This is a genomic window from Arsukibacterium sp., assembly GCF_036735525.1.
In the GTDB taxonomy this organism is placed as follows: domain Bacteria; phylum Pseudomonadota; class Gammaproteobacteria; order Enterobacterales; family Alteromonadaceae; genus Alishewanella.
On record NZ_DAINOE010000045.1, the window covers coordinates 7,974 to 20,232 of the forward strand.

Here is a 12,259-nt window from a genome sequence, read left to right on the forward strand (position 1 = left end):
CGCAGTTTTTTAAACATGGGAGAAGAAGGCCTTAGTTAACGGGCAGCCGATATAACACTAACGCCTGCTAACCGCAGCAAGCCTATTATCGGCATACCATACAAGTAATGAGCTCTATTCTAAGTAAGTCTCTGGCAAGAAAATAGCTTTTTATGACATTTTTCATAAATTAAACGGCTGCCGTTGTCAATTTAACTTATTGCGCTATTTTTAAGGCCGCAAGGCACAGTTAAAACACCTCGCGCCAGAAAATCTGCCGCGGATTACCCCGAAAACGGCCAAAGATAAACTCAGCTCGGGGGTTATCAGTAAAGTTACCATCGTTTAGCCAGTCATATTGCAGCCATAGCGGCACCAGATATTCAGCGGCAATGACACCCGGCGCTCCTGGTGCCGGCAAATACAAATCACGATTGCGACTCTGACCAGCTACAAGCGCTGCAGCAGTGGCTTGCGGACTCAGCGTTGCAGGCATTAATTGTAAGCGGCTAGCGGCTATCGGACTGCAGTTATCCAGGGTATTAGTTGCAAAACGGTTACCATCCCAATATTGCGCCAGCAAACGTACCGGCAATTCATCAAATTCAGGGCCAAAGCTGTTTTCAAGCAGCAGGCGGCCATAGCGCAGGTTAAACTCGGCTAACCGCCTGGCATTGCAACTAATGCCACTGCAATTCCCGGCTAAAGCCACATTCATATCAGCATCAGCAATACCGGCAAATACCGGCGTTTCTCCATCCAGCACCCGCAAGCCCAGGGCAAGTTGACTAAAAGGACCATCTGCTGCGCCAGTACTTTGCCGGTTGAACCACAGTTGCGGTTCACCACTGCCGTCGCTGACAATAGAAAAATCGGCCCGACCAGCTGACCAACCACTATCACTAAAACTGGCGGTTAACCGCGCAGTACGATCGATGCCATCTGCCGCATTGGCGGCTTGCAATAAAGGTGAGGCGCGAACAAAAGCATCCTGATAATTCCGGGTTAATAAACCTTGTCTGTTTTGCGCGCTCAAGCTGAATGCCAGTTGCATCGGTTGACGCATATACCAATGCTGGCCATTAGCAGCACAGCCTGGATAAGGCGCCAGTGCCAAATCGCTCAGCGCAAAACTGGCTGGCACAAAACGACCAATATTGGCCGAGCACAGCTGTAAAGACGCCCCCAAAAAGCTGATTGGCGCCTCAAACTGTACTATACCCACCTCACTGTATTGCAGTTGTGGACTGTTGCTGCTAGTCGTCTGTGCCGGGAATTGCAAGTTGGCACTGTATTGTAAGTTTCCCGCAGTGCCTGGCACTGGCGCTCTCAGACTGGCAACGGGCTGCCCGACTGCCCATGCAGGGACTCGCGGACTAATGGCAGGCATAGCTAATGTAGGCAGATCGCACTGATCCCAATTGCCATCATTGTTATCATCCATTCCTGGTTGCCAACTTACCGTGCGGCTATTCAGCACAAAGTTATCACCCGCCGCAATAAATGCAGGCCCTGATGCGTTCAGCGCGATCGGGTTCCCGCTGGCCTCGGCAAATACCGCCAGCGGCCTGACCACAAAGGGCATGCTGGTATCATTTCTGGCTAAAGTACCTGATAGCACACTGCCATCAGGGGCGGTAACAGGTACCTGCATATCTGCCCGCAACGTATAACGCCCAGCATCTCTGGCTTGCACCACAAAGGGCGCACTGCCATCAGCACCAAATTGCAGCTGTACCGTTTGTGCATTGTTCGCAGCGATCAGGTTAACGCTGCTGGCTCCGGTAATAGTCATTTGGTTATTGTTGAGCCCTTCTGCAGCCTCAGGTAACAGATAGCGAAATTGCACACCCAGCGTCTGATTTTGCAACGCCGCTTCGCAAGCGCCGGTGTTGGTATTGGTACGCACCACACGCAAGCGCTGTTGTGCCGCATTAAAACCTATATTTGACGGCTTGCCCGTTAATTGTGTCGGTAATGGGGATTTTAAGGCGATACTGGCATCACCATCGACCTGAATACCAATATTGCTGAAACTCAGCTGGCAACTGCCTTCAACACCACTGTTAAAACAGCGGATCACATTTTGCGCTGTTGGCGAACTGCTGTTGATATCTAACGTCAGCGTAGTGGCACTGCTATTGCGGATAGCGACATCTAATTGCCCCCCGCTAAAGTTAAAGGCCGGCCCACTCTGGCTGTAATCCGCACCGCCCAGCCAACCATTAACCGGCAGCAGGCTAATATCAACCGGGCCATTAAAGCGTTCGCTACAACTGTTATTGGCACAAGCCAGTATGGTCACCGGTGCCGCTTCACAGGTTAGGGCATTACCACTGTGTAAAATTCTGAAATGATTAATATCACGGCGCACAGGCTGAATGTTCAGCGCGCACACTTCAACGTTGTCCACTTCGTGGTTGTCATTTGAACCGCCGGTAGAGCCTGTCAGCGTTAACAGTAACTCGGCAGGTACGGCCGCCTGACCATCACTGGTTAACACATCAACAGGCCCGATTAAATTGATAAAGCCAATGCCGGTATCGCGGGCAATAGTGACCCAGGAATTGGCCGGATTGCGGCTATCAATGGTCACCCTATAGCGATGAGAAATATTTTGGTTTGCCGTACGTACGGCAGGCGTCAGTGCGGCGGTACCAGAAATATAACGGTAACCTGTTTGATTGACGCCAGAGCCTCGAAGAGCTATCGCGTTAGCGCGTGATCCAGGCCCGCCCAGTCTGCATTCAGTTGGGTTTGAATAGTTACCAAAGGTATCCAGCCCCAGCCCCAACCAGCCACCACTAAAGCCAGACACACCACAACGATTGGCATAACCCAGTGAGCCGCCATATCCACCTGGCTCGGGCGTAATATCGGCATCAGAAAATACTAGAGCCATACCATCGGCGCTATTGCCGCCGTAAGCATAAAAATCATACTCTACAATTACCAGGTTTCCGGCTGATGGAAACAAGCGTTGTAACGTAGCAGATGTCGCAACATTAGAGCTGTTGTTGGTCATTCTGAGGCGGCCATTGACTAAGCGTGGGTTGCCAAAAGTGCCGCTTTTGTTAGTTACCGCCCAGTCATCGCCTACCTCGGTACGTTCAAAATCATCAAAAAAACATTGCGTCGGTTGCGTAGACGGAGTCACTACATCCTGCCAGCTGGTCCCCAGTGCTACGCGATCCAGTGTTACTTGTTCGGTATCGCTCAAATTTGCAGTTCTAAAGCCAATTTGTGCAAAGCTATTAATATTGCTATTGCCCACTGACACGACATCCGCCACAGCAGGTTTTTCACTGAGGTTCGCGGGGTTTACCCATAGTTCAAAACGATTGTAGGGTTGCTCAGCACCCGGCGTGCTTTTACTTAATCGTCCAACCAATAAATAACTGACTCCATTTTCTATCGGCATGGTGTATACGTCATTATTGGTGAGCGTTCTGACAAAGAGATCTTCCGCTCCAGCTCCCGAACCACGGTTAGTTTTAATGCCAATATTTGGAATGTTACTAAAGCCGGTTTGATCAAACCATAATGCTACAAACTTGTTGTTACCTGCACCTAGCTGAAAGCGCATCAGCATGCTGACGTAGACCACATCATCGCGGTGTGCCAGGGGTAGCGGCCTGGTTGCCGCCACATTATTACTACCCGATAGCTGCAGAGCACGCCGGCCGCCGGCAATAAATTCACCATTTGCTGCCACATACTGTAGCCGCTGACTGCTGACATCAATAATTTGCTGCCGACCAGCAATCCCGGTCCAGCTGCCTCCCCAGCCCGTGCCGCCATTTAATCCAGCAATACTGCCGGTGGCGTAGCTTTCAAAGTCATCATTTGCAAATAACCTGGCGCACACCACCCCACCAATCAATGCTGGTATTGCTTCAGGCCGGTAATTCACTACACCAAAGTTTGCTACCGCGCTTTTAGCCGTCACTGCACCATTTATTTGCGCATTATTACTTAGCTGAACAGCGCCGCCTGCTAACACAAAACCATTTATTACAGCATTATTACCGAGGGTCAGGCTACCACTAACGACCAGCATAAAATTTTGCGGTGGACCATTAGAGTTTAAAATAGCATTATTGCCAATGGTCAGGTTGCCGTTGATAAACAACTTTGTTGTAGCACCATTCGAGGTTAGCACAAGGCCATTGCCGATAGTATAGTCCTGATTATCTGGATAATAATAATCGATTGGCTGCATATTCAGGGACAAGGTTGGGTTAGGCGTTGCCGGAAAAGCAATGCTTGCCGGAACTGCACTATTACTGCGAATAGCCTGGCTCCAGATATCAGCACAATTATTGGCTTGAGCCAAACTGCTGAAAAATAAGAAAACGGCTAACAGCCACTTCATTGCCGCACCTCAATACTCACCGTACGGCTGCTGGTAAATTCATTGGCAACACAACTGCCAATGCTGGTTAGCTGATGTAACTGCACCGGCTCAGGCATGAGTACGCTAACGGTAGAGCATTGCACCAAGGCCTGGCAGCCCTGCAAGCCCTCACCGCTAAATGGATAGATACGACTGACACAGCTGCCGCTGGCATCCAGCGGAAACAGCTGCACCAGTGATAATTCGAGACCACTTTGCGCGGCAAATAATGCCCTGCTACCCAATACTTCGTAAATCAGGCTATCACCACTACTGAGCAAGGTGCGGCTTAACGCCAGCACCAGCATCAGCATGACGACAATAATAAATACCGCCACTACCAGCGCACTGCCCCGCTGTTTAACTGCATGAGCAGAATAATACGAAGGTAGCCGCTCAAGGAACGTTAACAAGGTGTACCTCATAATTAAAAAAAGCCGGCGATACCGCATTGTTCTCAAGACGTAGCTGCAAATTGACTACCGCATTACGTGTCAGGACTGGAGGCACTACAGCAAAGCGAGCCTCTGCTACGCCTTTAGCCATCAACACCCCTGTGCTGCCAGGCGGTAACTGTTGTGCGGCACTGTAAGCATAGCCGCTGTAGCGGTAAAGTCTTTGCTGAGCACCATCAAGGCAATAGCTGACAGGGCTCGGAGCAAGTAAATAAAAGCGCCGCTCCGGCGAGTCGGCGGCGAAACTATGTGGGGTATCCAGATCCAGGACTACCCGGCCAAACTGGCTATCATCTAACACCACTGCGTTTAATAACAGGCTGGCGCTGTCAATGGCACTGCCGGTGGCTAATGCCGTATAAATATCGGAAGGCGTCGTCGGGTAAAGGGTAAAGGGTAAACCTATCCAGTCAGAGCTCCAGCCAATGGCCAGCAAGTGCAACGCTGTATCACTAATAGGTTTAATGGGTGCATTTTGATAAAGACCGCTGCCTAATACCGGGCTAAATTCCAGACAGTGCCACAAAGCAGTATTGTTGGAACGTACACTATTTGGCGCCGCATTTCTGAGTTCACGCACCATTCGCTCAGCGGCGAAACGGCCTTGTTCTAATAACTGCTGTCGTCCGGTAGCTTCGGTATACATGCGGGCACCAGTGCCAATATAGCTGCTAACGCCTACCGCCAAAACCGCCAGAAGCACCAACACAACCAGTAGCTCAATCAGCGTAAAACCACGACCCATTACCAATTCCCCTTATAGCCGGAAAACTGTATCTGCGCCCCGGTAGGCGTGATCACGGTGACCACTATGCGTTTGACATCGCCATTACTGAAGCCATGTTCAGCTCCGGCATAACGTACCTGTACAGCGACCTGATAGGCCCGGTATGACGCCGCCAGGTTTTCATCCAGTATATTGCTCAGCACCGTATCACCGCTGCCGATAAAGCCATCAAAATCATCGACATCATTAAAACTAAGCCGGCTTTCGCTGCCATCCGGGCCAAAATTAGCCACGGGCGTGCAGACATTGGCGCTGCTTTCATTACAACGCAGCAGACTGCCACTGCGGCTGGATTGTTCGTCAAACGAGCGTGCCAGTATTTCATTCATTAAGCTGTGACCAAGCTCTGCCGCCCGCACTTGATGCCAGGGATCGGCACTTTTAATGTATAAAGGCCCCAGCACCGAGGTGATCAGGCTCAGCGCCACCGCCAATACCACTATACCGGCTATCAGCTCTATCAGCGTGACGCCGCGCGCCACTGAACGCCGTACTGAGCGCGGTATTGAATGAGAGTTTAGCCGCATGAGTGAATAAACCCCTCACTTTCAATACAGACACTAAGGGTAGCGCTACCCAGTATTTGCAGGGTGCAACCTGAAGTGCAAATCGGGTTTAAACTGGCATCCACCGGCTGACCTAAGCTGTTAAAACGCAATTGGCTTAGCGGAAAACTGAGGCTTACCGATTCACTAGCGCCGATACACAGATGGCTGGCATTATTTAAACAACCGCTAGTCGTGCCCAGCTGTTTACTACTAAATTGTAACATGGGGATATCGCAAAGACCGGCATTGCTGCAGTGCATCGCCTGCATCTGGCTGCGATATAAAATGGCCAGTGCCTGATCGCGATAAGTATATTCACTGCTACCGGCCGCAGAAAAAAAACGGGGTACCAGGCTTACCGCCAGTACCCCGATTATCACCAGCACCACTATCAGCTCTATCAGCGTAAAGCCTTGTTGCTGTAGTGGTGATTTCATCAGTTAGTCTGCTATTAGCAGCCGCTATCTTCGATCGTAATTACTGGCTTACTACCTGCAGTACCAGATGCAGTATACAGCAAGTAACAGTTACCATCGTCTGTGGTAGCTGCTGCTGTTGCACCAATTCTTATCGAACCTGGTGTGGTTACTGCCCCCGCAGCGATAACTTCTGCAACCGCTACTCCAAAAACAAAATCAGATAATTCAGCAGCCGCACTCAAAGCTGCAGACGTCGCTTTTGGGTAACCAAAAGTAACAGGTATCCCCTCAACTTCGGTATCAGCCGCAGCGGTGCCCTGAACACCTGCAATTATAGATTTTCCATAAACCAGTGAACCGGCAGACTCAAGCGAACCTCGAACCCCAGATAACACTGAGCGATTTGCATCACTACCAAAATTCAAAAACTTAGGCGCGGCGGTGACAGCCAGAATGCCTAAAATCACAATAACAATAATTAATTCTATTAAAGTAAAACCTGCTTGACTGCGTTTCATTTATAGGGACCTCGGTTAATTTTTATTAGTAAACGTGTTTATGCGGCCAGTCGCAGGCACATAATTAAAGCCGTTACGGCCGGTAAAATCGGTTGGTGCCACAGTTAAACCTGCGGTTTGGTAGTATTGGCATTCGGTACCGGCTTCAGCTCTGACAAATAAACGCGCACGTTGAATATCTGCAACCACTGTTGAGGTGGTGGCTCTGGGTGGATTTTGTAATATTTGATCCAGTACATTAAAACATTGCTCATCTGTCATCACAGCGGTAGGGCCACCAATAGGATAACCGTTAGTACCTACCTGAACGGTGATGCCATCATAATCGACACTGCCTGCCGGACGACCAGATACTTCCCATTGCGCGCGGGTTAAGCCGACACCAGAGGCGAAGCCGCCCGCTACCGCTTCAATAGAGACGTTTTCTGCTTCTTCCGTCACGGTAATAAAGCGTGGTAAGGCTACTGCTGCCAGCAAGCCTAAAATAATGACCACTATCACTAGTTCAATTAAGGTAAAGCCTTGTTGTTGTTTCATTATTCTGCTCCCAGACAGGTTAATAAACTTAGTATATCGTTTTTTTTAATTATTGCAGCATTTGCGCACATTGCTAGCCTCCTTTATAGGCGTCCAGCATATCCCACATCGGCGTAAAGATCCCCAATGCCAGTAATAACACCATAGCGGCGACCACGGCAATTAGCAATGGTTCGATCTTGGCGGTCAGGCTTTTTAGATCATAGGCCACTTCACGCTCATAAAAACCAGCCACTTCCGTCAACATTTCATCCATCTGGCCGGTTTCTTCGCCAACCGCGATCATTTGCAGTACCAGGCTAGTAAACATCTCACTTTGCTGAGATACTCTGAGCACACTTTCACCACTTTCAATATTGCGCCGCATATCGCGGATCTTGATACCTAAAAAGTCGTTATCTACCGCATCCGCCACCAGCGATAAAGCTGAGGTAATAGGCACACCGGCTTTAAGCATCATGGCAAAGCTACGGGCAAAACGCCCCAACGTCGCCCGATAAACAATGCCACCCACTATTGGCACTTTTAGCTTCCAGCGACCCCATACGATGCTGCCAGCCGGGGTATTGGCGTAGTACTTTATTGCCAGTACTGAGCCGATGATAAAAATAATTAACAGATGCCAGTAGGCGACAAAAAACGATGAACTGGCTAACAGCAATTGGGTTGACCAGGGTAGCTCGGCATTAAAGCGGCTGAACATAGCGGCAAATTGAGGAATAACGAAGATGTTCATAATAAACAGTGCCACCACTAAGGCAAACAGTACCAGCATCGGATAGCGGGTCGCCTGTTTAATTTGCTTGCGGGTTTCCATCTCCTGCTCAAAGTAGTAAGTCAGCTGTAAAAACGCTTCATCCAGGCGTCCGGTATTTTCGCCAACATGCACCATACTTACCGTAAGCCGGTTGAATACCGTGGGGTGCGACGCCAGGGCATTAGACAAATTACGACCGCTTTGCAACTGCTCGACTAAGTCGGTAAGCACATCCTGAAAGCGCACTGAGCGGGTACTTTCTGCAAGGCTATCAATAGCGCGGATAATCGGAATACCGGCTTTCATCAGTGAATACATCTGCCGGGAAAAAATGATCAGCTCCGCCAAACTCACTTTGGGTTGCCACAGCACCAGATTAGCGCCAGCTTCCGTTTTTTGCGCTACCGCCTCGATACTCAAGGGCAACACTTGCCGCTGACGCAGCAGATCTGCCGCAGCCGTCTGATTAGCCGCTTCTAACTGGCCTGACACTGCCTTACCATGTTGATCACGTGCTTTGTAGCTAAAACTGGGCATGGCTTAGTCCTCAGCTATCGGCGCAAGCGGGTTATTCGGATCAGTCTCAAGGTACTCTGACACCCTGATCACTTCTTCCAGAGTCGTAATACCTTGTTTGGCATAGCCCAACGCCATTTGCCCCAGGCTGGTAAAATCCGCACTGTGATATGCCAGGCTACTAAAGGCTTCAAAATCGCTACGGCGCAGGGCATCAGCCAGCGGTTTATTAATGACCAGCAACTCAAACACCCCTAAACGGCCTTTATAACCGGTATGGTGACAAGATTGGCAGCCCGGTGCGTGCCAGTATTGTGCCTGACTGTCGGTTTTATGATGGCGCAGCCAGTTTAACTCCAGCTCATCCGGCTGATAAGGCGCTTTACAATACTCACACAGGCGCCGCACCAAACGTTGCGCCACTATGGCTCGCAGCGCAGAAGCCACCAGATAAGGCGCCGCCCCCATATCAATTAAACGCAGGGTACTGGTTACCGCATCATTGGTGTGCAGTGTGGATAATACTAAGTGCCCGGTCAGCGCACCACGCAAACCCATCTCTGCGGTTTCCTGATCACGCATTTCACCCACCATGATAATGTCGGGATCCTGACGCAGGGTAGTACGCAGTACGTTGCTAAAGCTCAGGCCAATTTTATGATTAACCTGCACCTGATTAATTCGCGGCAAGCGGTATTCAACAGGATCTTCCACTGTGATCACCTTGCTACCTGCCTTATTTAACTCACTGAGCAAACCATAGAGGGTGGTGGTTTTACCCGACCCCGTCGGGCCAGTCACTAACACCATGCCATGCGGGCTTTGCACAATACGCCGCAATTTCGCCAGTAAATCATCTGGCATACCTGTATCTTCCAGCCGCAATAAACCGGCAGACTGGTCCAGCAAGCGCATCACCACAGATTCGCCATATTGCACCGGCATGGTCGACATCCGTACATCAATTTTGTGCTGCTTCACATTAATCTGAAAACGGCCATCCTGCGGCAAGCGTTTCTCGGAGATATCCAAATTTGCCATCAGCTTTAAGCGCAGCACCAGGGCCGCAGTAATACTGACTTCATTTAAAATACTTTCCTGTAATACGCCATCAACCCGCTGGCGAATACGCAGTACCTTTTCGTCTGGCTCTATATGGATATCAGACGCTTTTACCTGAACAGCATCTTCAAATATAGATTGTAGTAATTTGGCTATGGTATTGTCGGTGTCGGCCTGCTCGCCAAGCGACAGTTCTTCGCTTTGATCGGCACCATGCTCTTCACGTAACTGGCTGGCAAAGCTTTCAATATCCTTAGTACGCCGGTATAAAGCATCAAAGGCTTCCATTAACTGGCTTTCACGCACGACAGCAATGTTAATGCTGCGCGGCGCCAGCAAGGGCGCTATTTGATCCAATATAGAGAGATCGGCCGGATCGCTCATGCCCAGCAGCACCGAATCGCCCCGGTCTTCGAGCACCAACGCCCGGCAGCGGCGGGCATGCACTTCAGCCAGTAGTTGTGCAGCCTTGGGATCAATGCGCTTTTGGGCAATATCCAAAAAAGGCACTTGCAACTGCTGCGCTAAAAACTGTAGCAACTGGCCTTCACTGAGCACCGCCAGTTCAATTAGAGTAGCACCTAATTTGCGTCCAGTACTTTGCTGGCGGGCCAGGGCTTCATTTAACTGCTGCTCGCTGATAATATTTTCGGCGACCAGTAAATCACCCAATCGCATTTTTAACTTAGGTCTTTGCATCTAGGGATCCGTGGCTGCAAGCCGTTGTTGAATATAATCGACACTGGCCACCGACAAATTTTGCCGCTGCGCCAGTGCCTGTTGAAAATAATAACGAGCAGCCCGCTGTTGTTGCTGCTGCTCCAATACCACCGCCGCCCCCAAACTCCATCGCGCCTGAGTCGGCTGTAGTAGATGTAATTGCCGGTACCAAAAGTAGGCATCAGCCGGACGACCTAACTGCTGCAATACCGCTGCTTTCAGTCCATAATAATCGGGATGACTAGTCAATTCAAAACGCGCAGGTAAATGCGCCAAGGCCTGTAACCAGTCTTGCTGCTCTGCCGCTATAGTGGCCAGCATAAAATATACTTCTGGCTGCTCCAACCCCAGGTTTAGCGCCTGCAGTAACCATTGCCTGGCCGTTTGCCACTGTTGTTGCTGGCTATAAATACGCGCCAGTTGTAAATAAGCTGATAAGACCGAGGGTTGCTGTTGCTGCAGTTGTTGTAACAGCCGAATGGCCTCTGCCGACTGACCATTTTGTTGCGCTTGTCGTGCTTCAGCCAATAGCCGCTGTTGCTGTGCCGCCGCCGACTCGGTATGGCGGGCAATGCTGAGTTGGCCAGGGTTCGCCGAGCGCGGCGCAACGTCCTTGGGCGAAGTCGCTTGCTCAGGCTCGGTAGCTGGAACAGTCGCGACTGGCGGTACCGATGCCTGCTGCAGCGCTAAGACAGCTACAACCTGTTCAGGCTGAACCAGGCTTTCATTTTCCTGAGTGATCTCAGCCGGGTGGTGCAGTGGCTGCGGTTCAGATTGCACGATTGACAGCTCTGTCTGCTGCACTGGCTCGTCCTGCAGAGCTACTAGCTCAGGTTGTACTGTTTTTTTCAGTAAAAGTTGCCAACTTAGCAGCAAGACAGCAGCTACCAGCAACATTACCAGTAACCGCCAGGGCACGCGCCTTAACCAATACTGCTGAGAGACGGGCATATGAGTCGCTAACCGCGCAGGCTGTTCGGTAGCCGCACCGCGCTGCTCCAGGTCTTGCAGCATTTTATTTATCACACTCATCGGCTGTACCAGGCATAACCACTGGCGGCAAATAACAGCCCCAATAACAGGTACAGGCGCCAGTAAGCACGGATAACACCGGTTTGCTGTATCACATCATCGGTATCTTCTGCTGCATATCTTACATGCCGGGAACTAACCTCAGACACCCCTTCGCCATACGCCAGCATCAAACTTTTATGCGCCAGTATATTGACCAACCGGGGGATGCCCCGGCTAAAACGGCACAAGCCCTCTAAGGCACCGCTACTAAACAGCTGATGCTCTGCACCTGCTACCTGCAAGCGCTGTGACAGGTAATGCTCAGTTTGTTGAGCATTCATCACGGCTAACGTAAAAGAAAAAGTCACCCGCTGGCGTAATTGCCTGAGCTGTACTTGTGCCAATCGTTGATCCAGCTCGGGCTGACCAAACAGCACAACCTGTAATAATTTTCGCTGCTCGGTTTCTAAATTGGTTAGCAACCTTAAGGTTTCCAGAGTGTCATCTGTCATTACCTGAGCCTCATCAATGACCAGTATTACTTGCTTGCC

General features: G+C 50.3%; 11 protein-coding genes. All 11 read right to left on the reverse strand.

All coding sequences use genetic code 11. The features are described from left to right. Window positions 1-229: 229 nt before the first annotated feature. Window positions 230-4,354: a DUF6701 domain-containing protein gene (locus V7D78_RS10250; protein WP_333608355.1), complete on the reverse strand. Its 4,125-nt coding sequence runs from the start codon at window positions 4,352-4,354 to the stop codon at window positions 230-232. After that, window positions 4,351-4,788: a pilus assembly PilX N-terminal domain-containing protein gene (locus V7D78_RS10255; RefSeq protein ID WP_333608356.1), complete on the reverse strand. Its 438-nt coding sequence runs from the start codon at window positions 4,786-4,788 to the stop codon at window positions 4,351-4,353. Before V7D78_RS10255 ends, V7D78_RS10250 begins: the two co-directional genes overlap by 4 nt. After that, window positions 4,772-5,575, reverse strand: a complete 804-nt coding sequence (locus V7D78_RS10260) for a prepilin-type N-terminal cleavage/methylation domain-containing protein (RefSeq protein WP_333608357.1) — start codon at window positions 5,573-5,575, stop codon at window positions 4,772-4,774. The genes V7D78_RS10255 and V7D78_RS10260 overlap by 17 nt, the downstream gene beginning before the upstream one ends. Then, entirely contained in the window at window positions 5,575-6,144 is a 570-nt protein-coding gene (locus tag V7D78_RS10265; protein WP_333608358.1) for a type IV pilus modification PilV family protein, read from the reverse strand. The genes V7D78_RS10260 and V7D78_RS10265 overlap by 1 nt, the downstream gene beginning before the upstream one ends. Next, complete coding sequence (locus V7D78_RS10270) at window positions 6,135-6,602, reverse strand: type II secretion system protein (protein WP_333608359.1); 468 nt, start codon at window positions 6,600-6,602, stop codon at window positions 6,135-6,137. Before V7D78_RS10270 ends, V7D78_RS10265 begins: the two co-directional genes overlap by 10 nt. A gap of 14 nt (window positions 6,603-6,616) precedes the next feature. Continuing rightward, window positions 6,617-7,102 carry a prepilin-type N-terminal cleavage/methylation domain-containing protein gene (locus V7D78_RS10275; protein ID WP_333608360.1) on the reverse strand — a complete coding sequence of 162 codons (486 nt, stop codon included), beginning with the start codon at window positions 7,100-7,102 and terminating at the stop codon, window positions 6,617-6,619. A gap of 15 nt (window positions 7,103-7,117) precedes the next feature. Then, window positions 7,118-7,639, reverse strand: coding sequence for a type II secretion system protein (locus V7D78_RS17415; protein ID WP_442886525.1), 522 nt, complete (start codon window positions 7,637-7,639; stop codon window positions 7,118-7,120). Between the two features lie 73 nt (window positions 7,640-7,712). Then, entirely contained in the window at window positions 7,713-8,933 is a 1,221-nt protein-coding gene (locus V7D78_RS10285; RefSeq protein WP_333608361.1) for a type II secretion system F family protein, read from the reverse strand. 3 nt (window positions 8,934-8,936) lie between these two features. Next, the gene (locus V7D78_RS10290) at window positions 8,937-10,673 is read right to left on the reverse strand and encodes a GspE/PulE family protein (RefSeq protein WP_333608362.1); all 1,737 of its coding nucleotides are present in this window, start codon (window positions 10,671-10,673) and stop codon (window positions 8,937-8,939) included. Beyond that, entirely contained in the window at window positions 10,674-11,726 is a 1,053-nt protein-coding gene (locus tag V7D78_RS10295) for a tetratricopeptide repeat protein (protein ID WP_333608363.1), read from the reverse strand. Beyond that, window positions 11,723-12,259 (reverse strand): ExeA family protein (locus V7D78_RS10300; RefSeq protein WP_333608364.1); only part of this gene is annotated, 537 nt, incomplete at its 5' end. The genes V7D78_RS10295 and V7D78_RS10300, both read right to left, overlap by 4 nt.

Excerpts from the sequence above, each read along its gene's own strand:
- V7D78_RS10290 (WP_333608362.1), bottom strand. The coding sequence starts at position 10,673 with ATGCAAAGACCTAAGTTAAAAATGCGATTGGGTGATTTACTGGTCGCC.
- V7D78_RS10250 (WP_333608355.1), bottom strand. The coding sequence starts at position 4,354 with ATGAAGTGGCTGTTAGCCGTTTTCTTATTTTTCAGCAGTTTGGCTCAA.
- V7D78_RS10265 (WP_333608358.1), bottom strand. The coding sequence starts at position 6,144 with ATGCGGCTAAACTCTCATTCAATACCGCGCTCAGTACGGCGTTCAGTG.
- V7D78_RS10285 (WP_333608361.1), bottom strand. The coding sequence starts at position 8,933 with ATGCCCAGTTTTAGCTACAAAGCACGTGATCAACATGGTAAGGCAGTG.
- V7D78_RS10275 (WP_333608360.1), bottom strand. The coding sequence starts at position 7,102 with ATGAAACGCAGTCAAGCAGGTTTTACTTTAATAGAATTAATTATTGTT.
- V7D78_RS10295 (WP_333608363.1), bottom strand. The coding sequence starts at position 11,726 with ATGAGTGTGATAAATAAAATGCTGCAAGACCTGGAGCAGCGCGGTGCG.
- V7D78_RS10260 (WP_333608357.1), bottom strand. The coding sequence starts at position 5,575 with ATGGGTCGTGGTTTTACGCTGATTGAGCTACTGGTTGTGTTGGTGCTT.
- V7D78_RS10270 (WP_333608359.1), bottom strand. The coding sequence starts at position 6,602 with ATGAAATCACCACTACAGCAACAAGGCTTTACGCTGATAGAGCTGATA.
- V7D78_RS17415 (WP_442886525.1), bottom strand. The coding sequence starts at position 7,639 with ATGAAACAACAACAAGGCTTTACCTTAATTGAACTAGTGATAGTGGTC.